The sequence below is a fragment of the Acidovorax sp. 106 genome (assembly GCF_003663825.1).
Classification (GTDB): Bacteria; Pseudomonadota; Gammaproteobacteria; order Burkholderiales; family Burkholderiaceae_C; genus Acidovorax.
Genome location: NZ_RCCC01000001.1, coordinates 2,615,853 through 2,639,182, shown reverse-complemented (window position 1 = coordinate 2,639,182; position 23,330 = coordinate 2,615,853). Strand labels below are relative to the sequence as shown.

General features: G+C 65.6%; 17 protein-coding genes. 9 read left to right on the top strand and 8 right to left on the bottom strand.

Annotated features, from left to right (window positions below; translation table 11 throughout):
• Window positions 1–24 precede the first annotated feature (24 nt).
• On the bottom strand, window positions 25–1,275 hold the full coding sequence (locus C8C98_RS11755; protein ID WP_121454428.1) for an ABC transporter substrate-binding protein: 1,251 nt from the start codon (window positions 1,273–1,275) through the stop codon (window positions 25–27).
• 168 nt (window positions 1,276–1,443) lie between these two features.
• On the opposite strand from C8C98_RS11755, the gene C8C98_RS11750 reads away from it, so the two are divergent.
• Window positions 1,444–2,160, top strand: a complete 717-nt coding sequence (locus C8C98_RS11750; RefSeq protein ID WP_121456212.1) for a response regulator transcription factor — start codon at window positions 1,444–1,446, stop codon at window positions 2,158–2,160.
• Window positions 2,161–2,470: 310 nt separating this feature from the next.
• Complete coding sequence (locus tag C8C98_RS11745; RefSeq protein ID WP_121454427.1) at window positions 2,471–3,889, top strand: sensor histidine kinase; 1,419 nt, start codon at window positions 2,471–2,473, stop codon at window positions 3,887–3,889.
• A 13-nt stretch (window positions 3,890–3,902) separates the two neighbouring features.
• Here the strand turns inward: C8C98_RS11745 and C8C98_RS11740 are convergent, their stop codons facing one another.
• The gene (locus C8C98_RS11740) at window positions 3,903–4,979 is read right to left on the bottom strand and encodes an AraC family transcriptional regulator (protein WP_121454426.1); all 1,077 of its coding nucleotides are present in this window, start codon (window positions 4,977–4,979) and stop codon (window positions 3,903–3,905) included.
• Window positions 4,980–5,399: 420 nt separating this feature from the next.
• Between C8C98_RS11740 and C8C98_RS11735 the strand changes: the two genes are divergently transcribed.
• From C8C98_RS11735 to C8C98_RS11720, 4 genes are read left to right on the top strand one after another with little or no spacing between them, the layout of a single operon-like run.
• The gene (locus tag C8C98_RS11735; protein ID WP_199726586.1) at window positions 5,400–6,512 is read left to right on the top strand and encodes an efflux RND transporter periplasmic adaptor subunit; all 1,113 of its coding nucleotides are present in this window, start codon (window positions 5,400–5,402) and stop codon (window positions 6,510–6,512) included.
• Window positions 6,509–9,562 carry an efflux RND transporter permease subunit gene (locus C8C98_RS11730; protein WP_121454424.1) on the top strand — a complete coding sequence of 1,018 codons (3,054 nt, stop codon included), beginning with the start codon at window positions 6,509–6,511 and terminating at the stop codon, window positions 9,560–9,562. The genes C8C98_RS11735 and C8C98_RS11730 overlap by 4 nt, the downstream gene beginning before the upstream one ends.
• 11 nt (window positions 9,563–9,573) lie before the next feature.
• Window positions 9,574–11,100 (top strand): TolC family protein, encoded by a 1,527-nt coding sequence (locus tag C8C98_RS11725; protein WP_121454423.1) that lies wholly within the window; start codon window positions 9,574–9,576, stop codon window positions 11,098–11,100.
• Complete coding sequence (locus tag C8C98_RS11720) at window positions 11,097–12,395, top strand: NAD(P)/FAD-dependent oxidoreductase (protein WP_121454422.1); 1,299 nt, start codon at window positions 11,097–11,099, stop codon at window positions 12,393–12,395. The genes C8C98_RS11725 and C8C98_RS11720 overlap by 4 nt, the downstream gene beginning before the upstream one ends.
• A gap of 169 nt (window positions 12,396–12,564) precedes the next feature.
• Here the strand turns inward: C8C98_RS11720 and tal are convergent, their stop codons facing one another.
• Window positions 12,565–13,512, bottom strand: a complete 948-nt coding sequence (gene tal, locus C8C98_RS11715; RefSeq protein WP_121454421.1) for a transaldolase — start codon at window positions 13,510–13,512, stop codon at window positions 12,565–12,567.
• 171 nt (window positions 13,513–13,683) lie between these two features.
• On the opposite strand from tal, the gene C8C98_RS11710 reads away from it, so the two are divergent.
• Window positions 13,684–14,529, top strand: coding sequence for a MurR/RpiR family transcriptional regulator (locus tag C8C98_RS11710; RefSeq protein WP_121454420.1), 846 nt, complete (start codon window positions 13,684–13,686; stop codon window positions 14,527–14,529).
• A 10-nt stretch (window positions 14,530–14,539) separates the two neighbouring features.
• Here the strand turns inward: C8C98_RS11710 and fabF are convergent, their stop codons facing one another.
• Window positions 14,540–15,838 (bottom strand): beta-ketoacyl-ACP synthase II, encoded by a 1,299-nt coding sequence (gene fabF, locus C8C98_RS11705; protein ID WP_121454419.1) that lies wholly within the window; start codon window positions 15,836–15,838, stop codon window positions 14,540–14,542.
• 110 nt (window positions 15,839–15,948) lie between these two features.
• Here fabF and C8C98_RS11700 point away from each other — a divergent pair, with 110 nt between their 5' ends.
• Both C8C98_RS11700 and C8C98_RS11695 read left to right on the top strand, forming a co-directional pair.
• A complete protein-coding gene (locus C8C98_RS11700; protein ID WP_121454418.1) occupies window positions 15,949–16,626 on the top strand; it encodes a TetR/AcrR family transcriptional regulator in 678 nt (225 codons plus the stop codon).
• 1,075 nt (window positions 16,627–17,701) lie between these two features.
• A complete protein-coding gene (locus tag C8C98_RS11695; protein WP_121454417.1) occupies window positions 17,702–18,136 on the top strand; it encodes a DoxX family protein in 435 nt (144 codons plus the stop codon).
• Between the two features lie 90 nt (window positions 18,137–18,226).
• Here the strand turns inward: C8C98_RS11695 and C8C98_RS11690 are convergent, their stop codons facing one another.
• The 4 genes from C8C98_RS11690 to C8C98_RS11675 all read right to left on the bottom strand — a co-directional run bounded on the left by C8C98_RS11690 (window position 18,227) and on the right by C8C98_RS11675 (window position 23,277).
• Window positions 18,227–20,143: a bifunctional UDP-sugar hydrolase/5'-nucleotidase gene (locus C8C98_RS11690; RefSeq protein ID WP_121454416.1), complete on the bottom strand. Its 1,917-nt coding sequence runs from the start codon at window positions 20,141–20,143 to the stop codon at window positions 18,227–18,229.
• A 200-nt stretch (window positions 20,144–20,343) separates the two neighbouring features.
• On the bottom strand, window positions 20,344–21,369 hold the full coding sequence (locus tag C8C98_RS11685; RefSeq protein WP_121454415.1) for an ABC transporter ATP-binding protein: 1,026 nt from the start codon (window positions 21,367–21,369) through the stop codon (window positions 20,344–20,346).
• Window positions 21,366–22,346, bottom strand: a complete 981-nt coding sequence (locus C8C98_RS11680; protein WP_121454414.1) for an ABC transporter ATP-binding protein — start codon at window positions 22,344–22,346, stop codon at window positions 21,366–21,368. Before C8C98_RS11680 ends, C8C98_RS11685 begins: the two co-directional genes overlap by 4 nt.
• 19 nt (window positions 22,347–22,365) lie before the next feature.
• The gene (locus C8C98_RS11675; protein ID WP_121454413.1) at window positions 22,366–23,277 is read right to left on the bottom strand and encodes an ABC transporter permease; all 912 of its coding nucleotides are present in this window, start codon (window positions 23,275–23,277) and stop codon (window positions 22,366–22,368) included.
• Window positions 23,278–23,330 lie beyond the last annotated feature (53 nt).

The following is a 23,330-nucleotide window of genomic DNA, read 5'->3' as shown; positions in this document are numbered from 1 at the left end:
TGTCTTCATTTGGGGTTCTCCTGTTTACTTGTTTTTCGCGGCGGTCGCGATCTTCTTCATGGCATCGGCGACGCTGATCTTGTCGTCGTTCCAGAACTGGCTGACAGCGTCCTTGATGGCGCCTTCGGTGGCGGGCGCAATGGCCATGCCGTGGGCTACGCTGGGGACGAGACCACCGGACTTGGCGGTGTCGGTGAAGTCCTTGGCCGAGGCCTTGGCGCAGTCGTCAAACTTGTCCATCTTCTGGCCTGCACGCACCGGGATGGAGCCCTTGTTCAGGTTGAACACTTCCTGGAACTCTGGGCTCATGATGGCGCTGGCCAGATCGCTCTGCGCCTTCTGCGCAGCAGGGTCCTTGAGCTTGAACAGGATGAACGAGTCCACATTGAAGGTGTAGGCATTGGCCGAGCCAGGGGCTGCAGCGCACATGAAGTCCTTGCCGGGCTGCTTGTTGGCGGCCAGGAACTCACCCTTGGCCCAGTCGCCCATCAGCTGAAAGCCCGCCTTGCCCTGGATGAGCATGGCCGTGGCCAGGTTCCAATCGCGGCCAGGGGCGGCAGGGTCGGTGTAGCTCTTGATGCGGCGGAAGGTCTCCAGCGACTTCTTCATGGTGTCGCTGTTCAGGGCCTTGTCGTCGAGCTTGATGAGCGCGTCTTGGTAGAACTTGGCCCCACCCACACCCAGCACCACGGATTCAAACGTGGTGAAGTCCTGCCAGTTTTGGCCGCCGTGTGCCACAGGGATCAGGCCAGCGGCCTTGAGCTTGTCTGCCGCAGCAAAGAACTCGTCCCAGGTCTTGGGCATGGCGGCCACACCTGCCTTTTTCAGGGCTTCGGAGCTGCCCCACATCCAGTTGACGCGGTGCACATTGACCGGGGCTGCCACATAGGCGCCCTTGTACTTCATGATGTCGGCGACCACCTTGGGCAGCAGGTCATCCCACTTCTCAGCCTTGGCCAGGGAGTCCATGTTGGCCAGCACGCCTTCAGAGGCCCATTCTTGGATGGCTGGGCCCTTGGTCTGCGCCGCAGAAGGAGGGTTGCCCGAGATGACACGGCTTTTGAGCACCGTCATGGCGCTGTCACCACCGCCGCCAGCCACGGCAAAGTCACGCCAGGTGTGGCCCTTGGCTTGCATGATCTTCTTGAGCTCCGCCGCCGACTTGGCTTCGCCGCCCGAAGTCCAGTAATGCAACACCTCCACCTCTCCCGCATGGGCAGCCACGGCTGCAGCCAGGGTGACCGCGACTGCGGCGACTTTTGTCAACTTCCACATAACCCTTGTCTCCTCGTTGTTTGCATCTGGGCTGATCGACCGGGCTGGTGCGTTCAGCGCAGCTCGTACTTTAATTACAATAATTAAAGAAATTCTCAGGGCTTTCCCTGAGGTGTGACACACAGCTGACACACGAGCACTCGCGAGGGCTTTGCTATGCTCAAACCCATGGCCACGATACTGATCGTCGAAGACGACGCCCTGCTGCTGGACGCGCTGAGCGGACAACTCAAGCAACTTAATTACAGCGTCTGTACAGCGACCAGCGTGGCGCAAGGCACAGCGGTTTTGCAGGAGCAGGCGGTGGATGGAATCATCCTAGACCTGGGCCTGCCCGACGCCGACGGGCTGGACTTGCTCACCTGGGCACGCACCCACATCGAGGGGCTGCCCGTGCTCATCCTCACCGCGCGCGACGGGGTGGACGACCGCGTGCGCGGCCTCAACGCCGGGGCCGACGACTACCTCACCAAGCCCTTCAACATGCAGGAGCTGCAAGCCCGCCTGCAAGCCATGTTGCGCCGCGCACGCCAGCCCGCCTTCACCCAGGCGAGCAATGCCCAGGGCGGCCCCAGCACCACCATCGGCAGCCTGCACCTGGACCACAACAGCCGCATGGCCGCGCTCGACGGTGTGGCGCTGGAGCTGACCCAGCGCGAATGGGAGCTGCTGGAGCTGCTGGTGCACCGCTGCGGCGAAGTGGTGACCCGCGAAGACGTGCTCGCCGTGTGGCGCGCCAGCCCGCCCGAACCCGGGCAAACAACCGCTCCGCTCAACTCCAATGCGCTGGAGGTGTACGTGCACCGCCTGCGCAAAAAGCTCGACCCATCCAGCCTCAACATCCGCAATATTCGGGGGTTGGGGTACATGCTGAATAAACCGTGAAGCTGAGTGGCCCCCCTGAGGCGCTGCGCGCCTTCCCCCCGCTCTCGCGTCGCTTAGCGACGCGGGCAGGGGGACGATGCCCTCGCTGCGGGGCGGCCCTTGCTCGGCATCCCCCACAGGAGCCGCGCCAGTTTCACAGGCTGCACCGCAAACTCACTTGACTGGCTGCATCCCCCCAGATTGCCCCCACCCGTTCGGGCTGAGCCTGTCGAAGCCGGGGCGCGTTTTTGCAAACAGCCCTGCGACACGCGCAGGGCGAATGCTCCATCTGCGGCAAGTCTTCCATCAGACAAACTTGTATTGGTAATTCATGCGCCAAGTCCCCGGTGTTTCACTTCAACGCAAGCTGCTGCTGTGGCTGCTGCTGCCGCAGTTGGTGCTGTGGTTGTCGGGCGGTTTTTTGGCGTGGCGCATTGCGCTGCAGAACGGGGAGAAGGGCATTGACCAGACGCTGACGCAGTCGGTGCGTGCCCTGGCGCGGCAGATCAAACCCATTGGAGATGGGCTGCTGGTGGATTTTCCGAAAGCCGCGCAGGACATCCTGGAGCAAGACCCGGCCGACCGCATCACCTACATGGTGTCGTCCCCGCCCGGGCGATTTTTGCTGGGCAACGCGCAGCTGCCTCCGCCACCGCCGGTGAACGTGGTGGTGGACGAACCGTTTCTCTACCACGCCCGGGTGGACGATCGCCCGGTGCGCGTGGCCCTGCTGGACGTGAACTACGGCACAGGCCCCACGCGCCAAAGCCTGCGCGTGCAGGTGGCGCAGAGCCTGACGGTGCGCGAGCGCATCGCGCAAGAGCTGCTGGAGCAATTGCTGCTGCCCATGGGCATGATGGGCCTGGTGCTGAGCGCGCTGGTGTATGCCGGGGTGCTGCGCGGGCTGCAGCCCCTCAAGCGGCTGGAGGCGCAGATCGAACGCGCGGGCAAGCGCAACCACAACCCGGCTAATCCCTTGCCGCCGATCGAGCTGACATCGGCCCCGCAAGAGGTCTATTCGCTGGCCAGCACCATCAACGGCCTGCTCGAAGCCGTGGCGCGCGGCCAGCAAAAGGAAAAGCGTTTTTTGAACGATGCCGCGCACCAGCTGCGCACGCCGCTCGCAGGCCTCATCGGCCAGACCGAGCTGGCCCTGCATGAAAGCCACGAGAGCGAAGTGCGCGAGCGCCTGCAGAAGGTGCTGTCGGCGGCGGAGCGCAGCGCCCACCTGGTACACCAGCTGCTGCAGCTGGCCCGCTCTGAAAGCAGCGTGGCCATGGAGCCCCTGAACCTGCCCCAACTGGCCTGCGAAGTGGCCCGCGACTGGACCGCCAAGGCCCTGGCGGCGGGCATTGACCTGGGCTACGAAGGCGAGGAGCACCTGAGCGTGCAGGGCCACCCCTTGCTGCTGCGCGAAGCGCTGAACAACCTGATCGACAACGCCCTGCACTACGCCGGGCGCGGCGCCACCGTCACGGTGCGGGTGTACATCACCGCGCCGGGCATGGCCGCGCTGGTGGTGGAGGACGATGGGCCGGGTGTTCCCGAGGCGCACATGGGCGACCTATTCGCCCGCTTCTGGCGCGGCTCAGACAAGCCTGGGGGCTGCGGCCTGGGCTTGTCCATCGTGGAAGAGATTGCGTTACGGCACGGCGGCGAAACCCTGGCAGAAACCGCACGTGAGCGCGGGCTGCGCGTGGGGATGCTACTGCCGCTGGCAGAGAGCCTGCCACCCGCCCAAAGACCGTAGATGAACTTTGGCGCTACAAGCCTGTGGGCCGCGCCGCGTGCAAAGCAGCGCGGTACTGTGCAGGCAGCTGCCCAGACCATCGCTTGAATGCACGCCGAAATGCGCGTGCATCTGAATAGCCCACAGCGTCCGCCACCTGGGCCATGGTCAAGGTCGTATGGACCAACAGGTCCCGTGCACGCTCAAAACGCGTCTCGTCGCGCAGCGCGCGGTAGCTGACGGACTGTGACTCCAAGCGCCGCCGCAGCGTCCGCTCGCTGACATTGACCATCTGCGCCAGATCGGTCTGGCGTGCACGCTCGTCCACCCCCAAGCGCAACCTGTTGGCCAGTGACTCAACCAAGTCGTGGCGGCCTACCGGCTTTTGCAGCAGGGTGTTGAGCTGGGCGCGAACCAGCCCGCAAGTGATGCGGTCATAGCCCGGCAAACGCGCGCCCAGCCAGTGGGAGTCGATCGTCAACCGATTGACCCCCGCGTCAAAACGGATCGGACAGCGAAAATAGCGCCGATACATCTCCTCATAAGCAGGCCGGGCGAAGGCGAGATCCACGCGCAGCGGCGCAAACTCGCTGCCCACCAGACAGCGGCCAATCGCCACGGCGCTGGCGAAGTTCTCCTCGACCAAAAAGCCCTCGATCTCCAGATCGAACAAACGTGGCAACACCTCCAGATGGGCTTCACGGCCACGCACTTCGAAGGCGTTGTGCAACATGGCACCTCCAGCGCCCTGCTGGCTCAGGCCATATTCGATGGCCTCACCAAAGGTTTCGCAGGTCAGCATGGCCAGCCCCATCAGCCCCCACGACACGGGGGTTTGCCGTGCGCCACTGGCAATGCCCAGCGCAGGGTCACGCGTCAGCAACTGCGCTCGCAAAACAAGGCTGCGCACCTGCTGGTGCGACAGCAGCAGGTGGCGGTCAAGCAGGTCTGTGTGCGTGAAGCCCAGCCCCCGACAAAGACGCTCTAGCGACAGCCCACGGTCCTCCATCAGACCGAGCAGAGATCGGGCCATGTAGGGAACGATATCGGCCACCGCATGTGCATCGACCAAAGAAATCGGTGGTACGGGGATGGAAGAGGTCGGTGACATGGCGCGCAGCTGGGTCGAGAGAGGGATCTGCCAATCATGACCTGAAAGGTCCCCACAGTCACCTCACTCGAACCCATTCTCCCAGACACCAAAGACACCCAACTCATTGATCTCATTAGGAAAAAGTAAAAACCAAGGTATCCAGCACCAAACATCCGCCCTCAAGACTGGCCGATTCAGCCCCTCAACTGACCCAAATAGTCTCGCACCCCCAAGCATGTGCCGCAGCAAAAGGCAACGCGCTGCCCTAAACCTGGCCATGTCCTGACACCCGGCATTTTTGACCGAATTTGTCCCTATCTTGTCCTGACCTGCCTCCGTGGTCTGCGGGCGGCGAACCTACATTGCCTCCATCGTCTTTCAGCCACTGCACCCGCAGTAGCTGCCTCAATCCCACCAAAGGCTTTCATGAGGTACACCGTGTTCTCCCTCGCCCACCCTTACGCTCCCAGGCAGGCCCTATGGCTTGCCCTTGCCGCCTCCTGCGCACTCGTCGGCTGCACCCAGCCCCCCACCCCCGTCGTGGCCGAAGTGGTCCGCCCCGCACTGGTCGCCCCTGTGCGCGAAGGTGCAACGCCTGCCATGGCTTTTGTAGGCGAAGTGCGTGCTGCGCAGCGCGCCGAACTTGCCTTCGCCGTGAATGGCCGCGTCCTAAGCGTGCTGGTGGAACCCGGAGATGCCGTCAAGCGTGGGCAACTGCTGGCGCGCCTGGACACCCAGCCGCTACAAGCCCAAATGACAGCCGCACAGGGCGATGTGGCCCGCGCCCAGGCGCAGGCCACGGAAGTTCGCCAGCGCATCGAGCGCATCCGGCAGGCCCAACAGGCAGGCGCCATCGGCGCTGGCGAGTGGAGCACTGCGCAAGCCGAGCTGACCACGGCCGAGGCCACACTGCGTTCCGCACAAGCCCAGCAAGCCACCGCACAGTGGTCCCTGGAGCACGCCGAACTGCGTGCCCCCATGGACGGCGTGATCGGCACACGCCTTATTGAGCCCGGCCAAACAGCAGGCCCGGGCGCGCCAGTGTTGACGGTGGACGGTGCAGGCCGGGAGCTGATGGTTTCCGTGCCCGCTTCGCTGCCCTTGCAGCCTGGCCAAGCCATCACCCTGCACAAGGACGGCGCGAGCCCCCAGACTACGCCCAGCCGCGTACTGCGCGTTGGCAGCCGACAGGAAGCCGGGGGATTGGTACGGGCCACGCTGGCCGTGCCGTCCAGCGCTCCCGTGGGGTCCACCTGGACGGTCTCCATCGAGCGCATGCCTGGCACCCACGGACTGCGCACGACAGAACTGCAGGTGCCTTTGCGCGCCGTGGTTCCCGGTGCGCAGGCGAACCAAGGCCACGTGCTGCGGTTGCGGCCCGACGGCAAGACCACTGAAAAAGTAGAGGTGCAGATCGGCGCCCCCCAGGGCGACTGGATTCACATCACCCGTGGCCTGGTGCGGGGTGACCAGGTGGTGATTGCAGGCGCCTCCAGCATCACCCCTGGGGCGACGATCCAGCCAGTGGCCTATCCTGGGGGACAGCCATGAGCGGCCTTTCTGCACGCGCGCTCGCGCGCCCCCGCTTCACGTTGTTGACCATGCTGGCACTGGTGCTGGTAGGTTTGTGGCTGGCGTTGGACTTCCCCTCCACCGAAGAGCCTCCGGTCACTATCCGCACCGCCACGGTGCTCAGCATGGTGCCCGGCGCCAGCGTAGACCGCGTAGAGCAGTTGGTTGCCCGTCCCACGGAAGAGGCGGTCCTTGGTTTGCCAGAGGTCAAGCGCGTCAAGACCACCGTGCGTCCGGGTTTCGCTTTCACCTATGTGGAGCTGGATGCGGCTGTCTCCCCCGACCGACTGCCCGATATATGGCAGCGCCTGCGCACGCGCATGAACCAACTGCAGCCCCAACTGCCCGCAGGCACACTGGGCCCGCTGGTGGACGATGAGTTTGGCCGCGTGGCAGTGCTCACCCTGGGCCTAACGGGCCCCGACTACCAGGCAGGCGAGTTGCGCGCGTATGCCCGCAAGATGCGCGACGACCTGCTCAAGGTGCCTGGCGTGGAGCGCGTGTCTCTGCACGGGGTGCGCGATGAGCAGATCCAGATCGTTCTCGATATTCCGGCCCTCGCCGCCAAGGGCCTGAGTCCCAATGCAGTGGAGCGCGCCGTTGCGGCACGCAATGTGATTGCAGCCGCTGGCTTTGTGGACATCGGCGGCGCCGAGATCGCGCTGAACGTGAGTGGGGATGCGGAAACCCCCGCGCAACTGGGCACTACGCCCATCGCCCTGCCAGGCGGCGGAACCGTGTTGCTCGGGCAGATCGCCCGCATCGAACGCACCCCGCAAGACCCGCCGCTGACGGGTGCCTTTGTGGACGGCACGCCAGCTGCTGTGATCGCCGTGTCCATGGACCCCGGCCTGAACGTGGTGAGCTTCGCGCAACGCCTGCGCACGCAGGTCGAGCAACTGGAGGCCCGCTTGCCAGCTGGCATGGCCCTGGTTCCCATTACCGACCAGGCCCAGATCGTGACCAAGCAGCTCAAGCAGGTAGGGCAGGTGTTCCTGGAAACCACACTCATCGTGATGGGTGTGGTGGTGCTGTTTCTTGGCGTGCGCACGGGCCTCATCGTGGGCGCCATCGTGCCCACCACCGTGCTGGGCACCATGGCCATCATGAAGCTGCTGGGCATTGACCTGCACATCATCTCGGTGGGCGCCATCATCATCGCCCTGGGCCTGTTTGTGGACAACGCCATCGTGGTGGCCGAAGACATGGAGCGCCGACTGGCGCTGGGCGAGCCGCGCGAACAAGCCGCCGCAGAAGCCGGCCGAACCATGCTGGTGCCCCTGCTGGTGTCTTCGCTGGCGATCATCCTGACTTTCATGCCGCTGGTGCTGTCGCGCACAGAAACAGGCGAATACCTGCGCAGCATGGGCATCGTGATGGCGATTGCGCTGCTGCTGTCGCTGGTGCTGGCCGTCACCGTCACACCCCTGCTGTGCCAGCGCTTTGCACACCACCACGCTGAACTCAGCCGCACGGCCCGCGCGGTAGAGTCGCTGACTACCTGGTACCGTGGCAAGGTGCGCTGGGTGCTGGCCCACAAGGCACTGTACGTCGGCACCATGGTGGCCTTGCTGGTCGGCGCGGGCTGGTTGTTAGCCCACGTGCCGTCCGAGCTGATGCCGGCGTCCGAACGCCGCCAGTTGCAAATGGCGATCGAGCTGTCGCCCGACGCCAGCACCCGCCAGACACTGGACACCACCAGTGCCATCAGTCGCGCACTGGCGGACAAAGAGGCCTTTCCAGAGCTGGCCAGCGCTGCTGTGTACATGGGCGATGGCGGCCCACGCTTCATCTTGGCGCTGAACCCGCCCACACCCGCCGCCCATCGCGCCTACGCAGTGCTCACGCTGGCCCCAGGCGCCACCCACGCCGCAGCCATGGACCGACTGCGCACCGGACTGGGCCAGCGCTTCCCCAACGTGCGCTTTGAGCCCAAGCGTTTCTCGATGGGATCTTCCGATGCGGGCACCGCCGTCTTTCGCATCACGGCCAGCGATACCGCAATCCACCAGCAGGCAGCGCAAGCCCTGGAGGCCGCACTGCGTGCCGTGCCGGGCATGGGCGAAGTGCACAACGACGCCGAACGCCTGATCCAGCAGCTGGACGTGCACGTGGATCAGGTCAAGGCCCACGCCGCAGGCGTGAGCAGCAGCGACATTGCCCGCAGCCTGGAGCAGCTGCTCACGGGCGTCACCATCTCCCAGTTCCGCGAAGGCGACACCGTGCTGCCCGTGGTGCTGCGAGGCGATGCCATGCTGCGCACCCGCATTGAGCAGCTGCCCGCACTGCCCATCCAAAAGGCCAATGGCAGCGGCAGCGTACCGCTGGGGCAGGTGGCCACCGTGCAGCTGTCGCCCCAGCCCTCGGTCATCCAGCGCTACAACCAAGAGCGCGCCATTACCGTGACGGCCAAGCACCCTCAGTACACGGCACAAGGCGTGGCTGACAGCGTGCAAGCCACCCTGCAGTCGCTGCAGGCGCAAGGCACGGTACGCGTGGAACTGGGCGGCGAGATCGAGGAAAGCGCCAGCGCCAACGGCGCCATCGCACAGCTGCTTCCCGTGTGCGTGGTGGCCATGTTCCTGCTGTTCGTATGGCAGTTCGAGAGCGTGCGCAAAAGCCTCATCGTGCTGGCCAGCATTCCGTTCGTGTCGATTGGCGCTGCGCTGGCACTCACCGTCAGCGGCACCACACTGACCTTTGTGGGCACGCTGGGCCTGCTGGCCCTGGCCGGGATCATCGTCAACAACGCGGTGCTGCTGCTGGACGCCATTGAAGAAGCCCGCCGCAGTGGCATGCCCGCTGCCGAGGCCATCGAAGACGCCGCCGCCAAGCGCCTGCGCCCCATCGTCATGACCAAGATGGTCTGCATCCTGGGCCTGGTGCCGCTGTGGCTGTTTGGCGGCGCAGTGTGGACCAGCCTGGCCGTTGTGATGATGGGCGGCCTGGCGCTGGGCACGCTGATCACCCTGGGGCTGATACCCGCCCTGTACGCCGCAGCCTACCGCGTGGCGCCGCCCCAAGCCTGAAGGAGAACCCTATGCCATCCATCCTCCAACCCATGCGCCACGCCGCCCTGATCGCATTGCTGGCGGCCACCTTGACGGGCTGCGCCAGCGTAGCGCCGACCAGTGCCATTGCACCCGCCAGCCAAAGGCACGGCAGCACCCTGCCCGCAGCCACCGAACTGGGCCTGAGCACCGGCACCCCCAGCCGCCACTGGTGGCATGCGCTGCAAGATGAGCGGCTGAACACCCTGGTGAGCACCGCAATGCAGCACAACCAAGACCGGCTGGCCGCCGTGGCGGCGGTGCGCCAAGCCCGCGCCCTGGCAGGCCTGGCCGAGCGCGATGCCCTGCCCCAAGGCAGCCTCAGCGCGCAGGCCCAGGCCCAGCGCCCCTCGCTGGCCGAGGTAGACCCCTACCGCCAGGGGCTGGACCGCCCCCCATCGCAGCGCCTCGCCACCATTGCACAGATGGTGTCGTGGGAGATTGACCTGTTTGGCCGCGTGGGCACGGCCAGCGCGGTAGCCCAGCGGCAGGCCGACGCTGCAGAGGCCACAGCCCACAGCGCCGAGGCCCTGCTGCAGGCCGAGGTAGTGCGCCACTACGTGCTGCTGCGCCTGTACCAGCACGACCTGGCCCGCTGGCAGGAAGAGCGCGACACGCTGCGGCAGCGGTACACCGTGGTGCAAGCGCGCGAACGTGCTGGCCTGGCCGATGCCCGCGAGACCTGGGCAGCGCAAGGGCAGTGGGCGCAATCGCAGGCGGCCCTGGCGCAGACGCAAGCAGCCCTGCACGGCACCCGCGCCGCTTTGGCTGTGCTGGTGGGCCGCGCGCCCACCACGCAGGGCAGCGTGCAAGATGCCGCATGGGAGGCCTTGCTGGCCCCAGACACCACAGCAACTGGGCCAGCCCTGCCTGCCGTTCCGGCAGCGACGGGCATCGTGCAGCCCAGCGACCTGCTGGCACGCAGACCCGATGTGGCCCGCGCCGACGCCCAACTGCGCGCGGCCCTGGGCGAGACGGTGCTGGCCGACCGCGCCCACCTGCCCCGCCTGAGCCTGAACCTCACCGCCGGACTGAACGCGCCCTTTGGCGCCCTGGGAAAGTCCAGCGCGGCGCGCTATGCCGCAGGCCCTTCACTGCAATGGGATTGGCTGGACGCCGGGCGCATTCGCGCCCGCGCCGCAGCGGCCAAAGCCGGTGACGAGGTCGCCTGGCACCAGTTCGAGCACACCGTGCTGCAAGCGCTGGCCGACAGCGAATCGGCATTGCGTAACTGGGGTGCCGCGCACAGCGCTTGGCAACAGGCCCAGCAGGCCGAGGCTGCTGCGGCAAGCGCAGCGCAATACGCCCAAAGCCGCGCCCACGCCGGGCTGGAGCCACCGACCGAAGCCCTGCAACAGCAGGCGCAGTGGCTGCAGGCCCGTCGCAGCGCCATCGCGCAGCAAGCCGATGCACTGCAGGCCTATGCCCAGGTGCAGCTGGCACTGGCCGCCTGGCAACCTGACACACAGAACACCGCCAGTGAACCAGGCGCCCCCGTTGCCAGGGCCACCCCATGAGACCCCGCACGCACAGCCCCCGCATCGTCATCGTGGGCGGCGGCACCGCCGGGCTGCTGCTGGCCACGCGGCTGGGGCGGCAGCTGGGCAAGGCAGGGCACGCCCGCATCACGTTGGTGGACCGCAGCCTCACCCACCTGTGGAAGCCCATGCTCCACACCATTGCCGCCGGCACCCGCGATGTGCACCAGCACAAGGTCAGCCTGCTGGCACAAGCGCGCACCCATGGCTTTGGGTACGAACCGGGAGAGTTGTGCGGCATTGACCGCGCAACCCGCCAGGTGCGTCTGGCCGCACTGCCCGATGCCACTAGCGCGCTGGTCGGTCCCCGCAGCCTGCCCTATGACGTGCTGGTGCTGGCTCTGGGCAGCGGTGCCAATGACTTTGGCGTGCCTGGCGTGCAGGCGCACTGCCACTTCATTGACAGTCCGGCCCAGGCCGAATCGTTCAATGAGCGCTTGCGCTGGCAACTGTTTCGAGGCGCTTTGCAGGACGAATCCGTCTCCATTGGCATTGTGGGTGCCGGGGCCACGGGCGTGGAGCTGGCCGCCGAGTTGAGCCACCTGCTGGAGTTGGCCGCGCACTTTGGCGACCCCTCGCTGCGCGAGCGCTTGCAGCTGACACTGTACGAAAGCGCGCCGCGCATTCTGGCGGCATTTCCCGAGCGCGTTTCAGAATCGAGCCACCGGGTGCTGGACCGTTTGGGATTTCAGATACGCACCGGCACGCGGGTGCTGCAAGCCAGCGCGGATGGCCTGACCACAGCGCAGACACCGCTGCACAGTGCCGACATGCTGGTGTGGGCGGCGGGCATCAAGGCGCCTGAGGTGCTCTCTCGCCTGGACGGGTTGCCGACCAATGCCAGCCACCAAGTCGTGGTGAATGCGGCCTTGCAAAGCACGGACGACGACCATGTCTTTGCGCTGGGTGACTGCAGCACGCTGACGTTGCCCGACCAGAGCCGCCCGCTGCCCGCCAGCGCGCAGGTGGCCGTGCAGCAGGCTACGCACCTGGCCAAGCACCTGCCCGGCTGGCTGCAGGGCCGGCCCATTCCCGCCTTTCGCTACCGCGATCTGGGCAGCCTGGTGTCGCTGGGCCGATATGGTGCCTATGGTTCTGTGGGCAAGGCCAGTCCATTTGCGGGGCAGTTTTTGGGCGGGCATGTGGCACGCCTGGGGCACGAACTGGTGTACCGCAATTACCAGCGTGCACTGCATGGCCTGGGCAAGACCAGCCTACTGTGGGCCACAGAAGGGCTCAACAGCTGGCCCCATCCAGGCATCCGGTTGAGCTAAAGGGAGAGTCCGCCGGGCCCAGCCGATGGAGCCCACGGGCCCCGAGCGACGCAAGAAGCGCTATGCATTTAATAGCTGCCAGCGCTTATATTGATTGCGCTAGGGGCATAAAACATACTCAGCCCCCCTGCACGCCCTGCCACCGCGCAGGCGGCAGGGGCGGTCGCCATCACAGCGCGAGGATGAGCTTTTCCAGCTTGACCGCATCCACCGCAAACGCGCGAATGCCCTCGGCCAGCTTCTCGGTGGCCATGGCGTCTTCGTTCAGGGCGTAACGGAAACCGGCTTCGTCGTAGTTCACGGCAGGCAGTTCCATCGACTTGGCTTCGTCAGCGTTGAGGGCGCGCTGCAGCGGGGCTTCGCTGGCGGCCAGTTGGGCCAGCAGCTCGGGCGCAATGGTCAACAGGTCGCAGCCAGCCAGCGCAGTGATCTGGCCCACGTTGCGAAAGCTCGCGCCCATGACCTCGGTGGCAATATCAAAGCGCTTGTAGTGGTTGTAGATCTGCGTGACCGACTGCACGCCGGGGTCGTTGGCACCGGCGCGCGCGGCCTCGTCCCAGCTGGCGCCCGCCTGCTTCTTGTACCAGTCGTAAATGCGGCCCACAAAAGGCGAAATCAGCTGCACCTTGGCTTGCCCGCAGGCCACGGCCTGGGCGAACGAGAACAGCAGCGTGAGGTTGGTATGGATGCCCTTGCGCTCGAGCTGCTCGGCAGCCTGAATGCCTTCCCAGGTCGCGGCGATCTTGATGAGCACACGGTCGATGTGGATGCCTTCGGCCTGGTACAGCTCGATGATGCGCTCGGCGCGGGTGACGGTGGCGCTGGTGTCAAAGCTCAGGCGCGCATCCACTTCGGTCGATACACGGCCGGGCACCGTGGCGAGAATTTCGCAGCCAAAGCGCACCAGCAGGCGGTCGATGATTTCGTCCATCGCGCGGCCCTTGAACTTCGCCACGGTGTCTTGCAGCAGCGGTGCGTACTCGGGCTTTTGAACCGCTTTGAGGATCAGCGAGGGGTTGGTCGTGGCGTCTTGCGGGCGAAACTGCGCCAGCTGCTTGAAGTCGCCGGTATCGGCAACCACGGTGGTGAACTGTTTGAGGGCGTCGAGCTGATTCATGGCGTAAGTCTCAGGGGGAGAACAGTGGACAAGCAGGCCACGCCACCCGATTGAGAGGCAAGCGCGGCCACCGCAGCCCGCAAGTGTAGACGGCTTGTTCCTGCGATGGCCTCAATGATGAAACCGAGTTACATTGCAGTTACCTCGTTTTCGTTTTTCTGTGGAACTGACATGCTCGAACGCATCACCGCATCCCTGAGTTCCCTGGCCCCCGCCGAGCAGCGGGTGGCCAAGCTGGTGCTGACCGACCCCCGTGCCTTTGCCCGCCTGCCCGTGCGCGAGCTGGCCGAACGCGCCCATGTGAGCAAGCCCACCGTGGTGCGCTTTTGCCGCAGCATGGGGTATGACGGGCTGGCCGACTTCAAGCTCAAGCTGGCAGGCAGCGTGAGCGAGGGCGTGCCCTTCATCCACCGCAGCGTGGACGTGGACGACAAGACGGGCGACGTGCTGGTCAAAGTGGTGGACAACGCCGTTGCGGCCTTCTTGCAATACCGCAACGCCGCCAGCACCGTGGCGCTGGAGCGCGCCGCCGAGGCGATTTCCAACACCTGGAAGAAGGGCAAGCGCATCGAGTTCTACGGCGTGGGCAACTCGGGCATCGTGGCGCAAGACGCGCAGCACAAGTTCTTTCGCCTGGGCGTCACATCCATTGCCACCAGCGACGGCCACATGCAGGTGATGAGCGCCACGCTGCTGGGGCCGGGCGACTGCGCCGTGATCATCTCTAACTCAGGCCGCACCCGCGACCTGATGGACGCCGCCGACATCGCGCGCAAGAACGGCGCCACAACCATAGCCATCACCGCCAGCGGCTCGCCCCTGGCCAGCACCTGCCACATCCACCTGGCTGCCGACCACCCCGAGGGCTACGACCGCTACAGCCCCATGGTGTCGCGCTTGATGCACCTGCTCATCATCGACGTGCTGGCCACCTGCGTGGCGCTGCGCATTGGCGGGTCGCTGCAGCCCATCTTGCAGCAGATGAAAGAGAACCTGCGGGCCAAGCGCTACGCGTGAAGACGGGATCCTACGCGGCTGAAGCACTCCAACGCTTGAGCACCAGCGTCGCATTCACGCCGCCAAACCCAAAGCCATTGAGCATGGCGTGCTGCAGCGCCATTTTGCGGGGGTGCAGGGCCACCATGTCCAGCCCTTCGGCCAGCTCGTCGGGTTGCTCCAGGTTCAGCGTGCCGGGCACCACCTGGTCGCGCAGGGCCAGCGTGGTGAAGATGGCGGCCACAGCGCCTGCGGCGCCCAGCAAGTGGCCCGTGGCCGATTTGGTGGAGGCGATGGCCACCGACTTATCCGTGCCAAACACGCGGCGAATAGCGGCCAGCTCGCCCCGGTCGCCTACATAGGTGGAGGTGGCGTGCGCGTTCAAATGCTGCACGTCGCGGGCCTCCAGGCCCGCCTGAGCCAGGGCCATTTCCATGCTGCGGCGGGCACCGTCGCCGTCTTCAGGCCCTGAGGTGATGTGGTGCGCGTCGGCCGAGGTGCCGTAACCCACCACCTCTGCCAGGGGCGTGGCACCGCGCGCCAGGGCGTGGTCCAGTGATTCGAGCACCAGCATGCCGGCGCCCTCGCCCATCACAAAGCCGTCGCGCGCGGCATCAAAGGGGCGCGAGGCCTGCGCGGGGTGGTCTGCAAAGCCGGTAGACAGCGCCTTGGCTGCGGCAAAGCCGCCCAGGCTCACGCGGTCGATGGCGGCCTCGGTGCCGCCGCACACCGCCACATCGGCCTCGCCGCAGCGGATCATCCGCGCGGCGTCGCCGATTGCCTGCACGCTGGCGGCACAGGCCGTCACCGGCGCACCGACGGGGCCTTTCAAACCATGGCGAATGGACACATGGCCTGCCGCCAGATTGACCAGAAACGATGGCACGGTGAACGGCGACAGGCGCTGCGGCCCGCGCGCATCGGTGGTGCGTACGGCCTCGGCAATGGCGCCAAAGCCGCCGATGCCCGAGGCAATCACGGTGGCGGTGCGCGCTTGCGACCGCGCATCCGCAGGTGCCCAGCCCGCCTGGGCCAGGGCCTGCTGCGCCGCGCCTAGGGCAAAGGGAATGAAGCGGTCCATCTTGCGCTGGTCCTTGGGCGTGGCCGCAGTATCCGGGTCCCACCCACCCTCGGAATCTTCGGCCAGCGTGGGCACGGTGCCCGCCACTTTGGCGGCCATGCCTTCCACCACCGCATCCGGCAAGCGGCGCAGGCCCGACACCCCCTGCAGCAGCCGCCGCCAGGCCAATTCCACGCCGCAGCCCAGGGGCGATACCAACCCCGTGCCGGTTATCACCACGCGTTGCACTTTGCCATCCACATTCGCCATTGCCAGTCCTTGGTTTTCAACACAGCGCGAAGCCATGCTTTTATGATTGCGTCCGTCATCATAAGTGGATCAGCGTCTTTTGCGCAAAACCATAATCAAAAGAAGACCCCATGAAAGTCACGAAATCGCAGTCTGCAGAAAACCGCCAAGGCATCGTGGACGCCGCTGCCCGCCTGTACCGCGAGCGTGGCCTGCAGGGCGTGGGGGTGGCCGACATCACCCGCGATGCCGGGCTGACCCACGGCGGCCTGTACCGCCACTTTGAGAACAAGGATGCCCTGGTGCGAGAGGCCTGCGCCCGCGCGCTGGAATGGTCCATCGCGTCACTGGACGGAATGTGTGACCCCGGCGATCCAGCGCCCACCGGGCTGGCCGCCAAGGTGGCCAACTACCTGTCACCCCAACACCGCGACCACCCCGGCGAAGGCTGCGCCGTGGCCGCCCTGGCGGTGGACGCCGCGCGCGCTGGCGGTGGGCTGTCAGAGGTGCTGACCCAAGGCATCGAGCGCAACATCGAACGCTTTGCCCGGCTGGTGGAAGGACTGGAACAGGGCGATCCCAGCCCCGAAAGCCGCACCCAGGCGATGCACATGCTGGCCACCATGGTCGGCGGCCTCGTGCTGGCCCGCGCCACCGTGGCCGCCAACCCCGCGCTTTCCGACGAAATCCTGGCCACCTTGCGCGAGCACCTGGCCCCACCCGCAGAAGCCCCCGCACCCAAAACCCGAAAAAGCCGCAGTGGTGTGGCCACCCACGGCAGCGCCCGAAGCAATGCCCAAGGGAAATGATGCCTTTTAGGTCGAAGGCCCCTATTTATAAAGCGCTGGTTGCTATGTAATTGATAGCTCCCGCATGCAGTTTCCCAACCCGTTCGGGCTGAGTCTGTCGAAGCTGGGGCCTATGGGTTGATTTGGCTGCATGCCTGTGCGCAGGGCGGGAGCCGGGGAGTGCGCCCGGCGGCGCAGTAACTTTCTTTCGCTTCGCCGAAAGAAAGTCACCAAAGAAAGGGCGACCCCAAGTCTGCGACCCCTTCGCTTTGCGAAGGGGCACACCTGCGTCGGGGCGGTTGCGGGGTGCGCCGCGAAACTCACTGCGCGCTGAAGCGCTCCGTTCGGACAGCCGCGGCGAGTCAGTTCACGAAGCACGCGCGCTCCGACGCACGTGCCACCCCGCAACCGCCCCGCCGCAGCGCAGCCACAGGGGGTAGACAACCGAGCAGCCAAACAGCCACACAGGTCGTCGCTACGCTCGACCCCACCTCGCGGGCGCAAGCGCCACGCGCTGCGCAGGCAGGGCCGAGCGCAGCGATGGCCCGAATGGATGTCGGCTGTTCGGCTGTTCGGCTGTTCGGCTGTTTGGCTGTTTGGCTCCCCCCTCCCCTCTGTATGCGCCGAGGAGCGCAGCGGCCAGCGGATCAGGGCTCGCGACTGTTTGAGCGCAGTGAAACGAAGCGAGTTTGAGCGAGACCCCGCTGGACGCGAGCACCGCAGGTTGCCCCAGTGCGCAGCGCTGGGGACGCAGACAGTGGGGTCGCCTTCTCTTTGGTGACTTTCTCTTGGCGATACAAGAGAAAGTTACTGCGCTGCCGGGCGCACTCCCCGGCTCCCGCCCCAGGCACAGGCATGCCGCAAGATCAACACACAAGCCCAGGCTTCGACAAGCTCAGGCCGAACGGACGGAAGGGCCCCAGAAAACCACTACAAACTCCATAGCGGCCAGCGCTTATCCAGCAGGCGCCAGCCAACATTTGCATCAAAGCACCGCCCCTCACCTTCCAAAACCTGTGCGCAAACGCACATCCCCCCAAGACCACATCCAGCGAAACTACAAGTCTTCCAACACATTCAGCGCAAGGGACGCACCATGAACACCAAACACATCGCCATGCCACCCGCCACCCCGAACACCGACGACGCCGGCAAGCTCGTGCTGCGTGTTGCCATCGGCCTGCTCGTGCTGCTGCACGGCATCTTCAAAATCACGCACGGCGTGGGCTTCATCGGCGGCATGCTCGACAAAGCGGGCCTGCCCGGCTTCCTGGCCTATGGCGTGTACATCGGTGAGGTGGTGGCGCCCCTGATGATGCTGCTGGGCGTGGGCGCCCGCGCCGGGGCGGCCATTGTGGTGGCCAACATGCTGGTAGCCCTGGGCCTGGTGCACATGGGCGACCTGTTCGTCATCACCAAACAAGGCGGCTGGGCGCTGGAGCTGCAGGGGCTGTACCTGTTTGGCGCACTGGCCGTGGCACTGCTGGGCGCAGGCCGCTACAGCGTGATGCCCCCCAGCCGCGTGAACTGAAAACGCTACGTTTTTCATAGCTGCCAGCGCTTATTAATCAAGCGCTGGCAGGCTATTTCACTTCAAAATGCAAACCCCACACCAAGCCGCTCAATTCGCAAAGCTCTTGGTGCTGTACAGCTCCACGGGCAGGCGCTTTAGGGTGGGCAGGCCGGTGGCGGCATCCTTGGTCTGCTTGTCGATGTAGCTGAAGAACACATCGGCATCGAGCACGCCAATGTCCAGGCGGCGCGCGGCGGGCACGGCGGCCAGGGTCTTGTAGCCGTCACCGCCGGTGGCGTTGAAGCTCAGCACAAACAGCTTGTAGGTCTTGGCCAGGTCGATCGCCGCCCACACGCCGGTGGTTGGGTTGCGCACTTCGATGTTGCTGGCGCGCGCGCCCTTGGCGGCCTTGGCGTTCACGTCAAAGCGCAGGCCGCCGGTGTAGGGGTATGGGCCGGTGGAGCCGCCGGTGCCAAAGGTGGCTTCCAGGCCATCTTCGAGCATGCCCTTCACTTCCTGCCCGGTCACGTCCAGGCGGAACAGCATGTTGCCAAACGGCAGCACCTGAATGATCTGCGCCGCCGTCACCGTGCCTTGCAGCGGCACGCGCACGCCACCACCGCTTTGCAGGGTAATGTCAGCCCCGCCGTACTGGGCGTTGGCGACTTCCAGATAGGCCTGCGCCACCAGTTGCTGGATGTCGCCACCGCGCAGGCTCACGCTGCCTTCCGCATTGCACGCTGCGCTGGAGCGGCTGTAGTCCACCGAGCCCACCCCGCCCGGTACACGGCGCGAGCACAGCTCTTGTGGCACCACGGCCACCTGGGTCTGGTTGAACACGGCCACCTTGTCCTTGAACGGTTGCAGCACCGCCGTGGCGCTGGCCGATGGCTGGGTGATGCGCAGGAAGCCTGTGGCGGCCGCGCTGGCCTTGAGGGCAGTTTTCTCTGCATCGGTCGCGGCCTTGCCGCCGATGGTGAAGTTGTCGCCAATCAGCACATGCGGCGTGCCCTTGCACTGGGTGACGTTGCCCTGCGCGTCAAAGCTCACCTTCAGCTCGCCCACCACCTGGGCGTATTCCCACGCCTGCACCACGCACACGGGCTTGCCGTCCTTGTCGGTGAGCTGGGTGGGGTAGGCGCCGCCAGGCGTGCCCACGCCCGTGGTGGTCAGGCCCACGGGGCCGAGCAGGGTGTGCGAATCTGCGCCCACCACTACATCCACGCCGCTGAGCTTGGGGGCGATCTGCAGGTCGTACTCGTAGCCCACGTGGCTCATCACGATGATCTTGTTGATGCCCTGGCCGCGCAGGCGGTCGATCTCGCGCTGGGCGGCGGTGGCTTCGTCTTCAAAGGTGGTGCCTGCGTCCGGGCTGGACGAGGCCTGGGTCTTTTGCGCAATGGTCAGGCCGACGATGCCGATCTTCTGCCCGCCGCGCTCCACCACGGTGGAGGGGCTGACATAGCCCGGCGCGCGGCTGGCGTTGAGGGCCGAGTTGGCACCAAACTGCACGTTGGCACTGAGCACCGGCGTCTTGCAGGTGCCCTTGCGCAGCAGGTCGATGAAGCCCTTGAGGCCACTGTCGCCTTTGTCAAACTCGTGGTTGCCCAGCGTGAAGGCGTCAAAGCACACGGTGTTCATCAGCGCGGCGTCGGCCTCCCCGTTAGCCCCTGCGCGGTTGAAATACAGCGTGCCCGTCAGCGCATCGCCCGCATGCAGCTTGAGAACGTTGGTGCTCTGCGCCGCCAGTTCGCTGATGGCGGCGGTGACGCGCGGAAAGCCTGCAGCGTCTACCGCCACGTCCACCGCGCTGGCGCCACCGGCCGAGAGCTTGAGGGTTTTGGACTTGCTCTCCAGCGTGGAGTGGTGGTCGTTGATGTGCAGGATGGTCAGCTCCAGCGGCTGGCTGGCATCGTCACTGCCCGAGCCGCCGCACGCGGCCAACGCCGCTGCCACGGCCAGTGCCAATGCGCCCATACGCACGCCGCGTCCTGTATGCCACTGCTTTGTCCACATCGTTGCCATCGTCAATCCCTCGGTGTCGGTTCAACAAAAACCGCGATGGTGTGAGGTGTGCATGACAGGGCGATGAAACCCGGGGCCGGTGCAGGCCCTAAGAACCTGTTCTAAAGCAAACAGGCTCCCGAGGGAGCCTGTTGTGAGAAAACCGGCTGCTAGCGCTTTATATACAAGCGCTAGAAGCTACACATTTGATAGCAAACATTTCAAATACGACCCTCTTCCACCGCATGGCACGCAATGCGGATGCCGCCAATGCTCAACAGTTTTGGACGCTCGGTGCGGCAGCGGTCATTCACATGAGGGCAACGGGGGTTGAAGGCGCAGCCGGGGGGCGGGTTGAGCGGGTTGGGCACCTCGCCCTGCACAGGCGTGCGCGCCTTGCCGGTGTCGTGCATCTTGGGGATGGCATCGAGCAGCATGCGCGTGTACGGGTGGCGGGGGGTATCGAACAGCGTGTGCTTGTCAGCCAGTTCCACCAAACGGCCCAGGTACATCACGCCGACCTGATCGCTCACGTGGCGCACCACGGCCAGGTTGTGGCTGATAAACAGGTAGGTGAGCTGCCGCTGGCGCTGCAGGTCCTTCATGATGTTGAGCACCTGCGCCTGCACCGACACATCCAGCGCGCTGGTGGGCTCGTCGCACACCAAAAACTCGGGCTCGGTGGCCAGGGCGCGGGCGATGGAGATGCGCTGGCGCTGGCCGCCCGAGAACTGGTGCGGGTACTTGACCATGTCCAGCGGCGACAGGCCCACGGACTGCAGCAACTCGCCCACGCGCTGCTTGAGAGCGGCCTTGTCGGTGATGAGGCCGTGCTCCTTCAGCGGCTCGCCAATGATGTCTTCGACCAGCCAGCGGGGGTTCAGGCTAGCGTAGGGGTCTTGAAAGATCATCTGGATGCGGCGGCGCATGGCCTTGGCATCGCTGCCCTTGAAGGCGGCGTGGGCGTCTTGCCCGTCAAACGTGAGGCCGCCGCGCGTGGGGTCGTACAGGCCCACCAGAAGGCGCGCCACGGTGCTCTTGCCACAGCCAGATTCGCCCACGAGGGCCAACGTCTTGCCCTTTTCAATCTCGAAGCTCACGCCGTCCACAGCGTGCAGCAGCGTGCGGGGCTTGCCCTCCAGCACGCGGTTGAGCCAGGGGGCCGAGACGTCGAAGGTCTTGGCCAGGTCGTGCGCCTGCACCAGGGCCTTGGAGGTGTTCGGGGTGGGGTTTGCGGCGCTGCTCATGCGGCCACCTTGGTGTTGTCAGCAGCGTGCAGCCAGCAGGCAGCGCGGGTGTTTCCGGCACTCATCAGGTCGGGGCGTTCGGTCATGCAGCGGTCAAATTTTTGCGGGCAGCGTGGGTTGTAGGCGCAGCCCTTGGGAATGGCGTTCAGGCGCGGCATGGCGCCGTCGATCTGGTTCAGGCGCTCACGGTCTTGCTCCATGTCGGGGATGGAGGCCATAAGGCCGCTGGTGTAGGGGTGCGATGGCTTGTTGATCACGTCGTGCACCGGACCAATCTCGGCCACGCGCCCGGCGTACAGCACGGCCACGCGGTCGCAGGTCTCGGCGATCACGCCCATGTCGTGCGTGATGAGCATGACGGCCGCGCCACGCGATTTGCAGATGTTTTTGAGCAGCGTGATGATCTGCGCCTGAATGGACACATCCAGCGCCGTGGTCGGCTCGTCGGCCACGATCAGCTTGGGCTCTGCCGCCAGGGCCAGGGCAATCACCACACGCTGGCGCATGCCGCCCGAGAACTGGTGCGGGTAGTGGTCGATGCGCTCTTCAGCGGCGGGAATGCCGGTGTCTTTGAGCAGCTGGATGGCGCGCTGGCGGGCTTCTGCCGCATTCACGGGCAAGTGGGCCAGGATGGTTTCCGTCAACTGGCGACCCACGGTGTACAGCGGATTCAGCGAGGTGAGCGGGTCTTGAAAAATAGCCCCGATGCGCCGACCACGGATGTGGCGCATTTCATCGTTGCTGAGGTTGTCGATGCGCTGGCCTTCGAGCAGGATCTGGCCCGAGGCCACACGGCCTGGCGGCTCCAGCAGGCCGATGATGGCCGCACCGGTGAGCGACTTGCCCGCGCCCGATTCACCCACCACGCCCAGGATCTCGCCGGGTGCGATGGAGAAGGAAATGTCGTCCAGAGCGCGCAGGGTGCCGCGACGGCTCGGGAATTCGACAACGAGGTTTTTGACTTCTAGGAGACTCATGGGGGGCACTTCTTCTTGTTCAACGCAGGCGGGGATTCAGGGCATCACGCAGCCAGTCGCCCAGCAGGTTCACCGACAGGGCGATCAGCACCAGCATGGCACCGGGGAACACGGTGATCCACCATTCGCCAGAGAACAGATAGTCGTTACCGATGCGAATCAAGGTGCCCAGCGAGGGCGAGGTGGGCGGTGCGCCCACGCCCAGGAAGGAGAGCGTGGCCTCGGTGATGATGGCCGTGGCCACCTGGATGGTGGCCAGCACCATCACAGGGCCCAGCACGTTGGGCAGCACATGCTTGCGCATGATGCGCAGCGAGGGCACCCCCGTGACGCGGGCGGCCTGCACGTATTCCTTGTTGCGCTCGACCAGCGTGGAGCCACGCACGGTGCGCGCGTATTGCACCCAGCCGGTGAGTGAGATGGACAAGATCAACACGCCAAAGGCCAAGGACTCGTGCGCATTCGGGAACAGCGCCCGACCTACACCGGCAATCAGCAAGGCCACCAAGATGGCAGGGAAGGACAGCATCACATCGCACAGGCGCATGAGCACGGCATCGATCCAGCCGCCCCGGAAGCCCGCCAGCAGGCCCAAAGCCACGCCCACAGCCACCGACAGCAGAACCGAGGCCAGGCCCACCACCAGCGAGATGCGGGCGCCGTAGATCAGCGCGGAGAGGATGTCACGGCCCTGGTCGTCCGTGCCCAGCAGGTACTTGGTGGTGCCGTGTTCGCTCCAGGCCGGAGGCAGGCGCGCATCGCCCAGCTCCAGCGTGGCCAGGTCAAACGGGTTGTGCGGCGCCACCCAGCCCGCAAAGACGGAGCAGACCAAGCACACCAGGGCAATGAAGGCGGCCACCATCGCCATGGGCGATGTGCGAAAGCTGTAGCCAACGTCGCTGTCGAGCCAGCGGGCAAGTGTTTTTTTCATCGTAGAAACCAGAGACATCCGCGCATGCACCGGGCTTGTGGCCTGGGTGCATG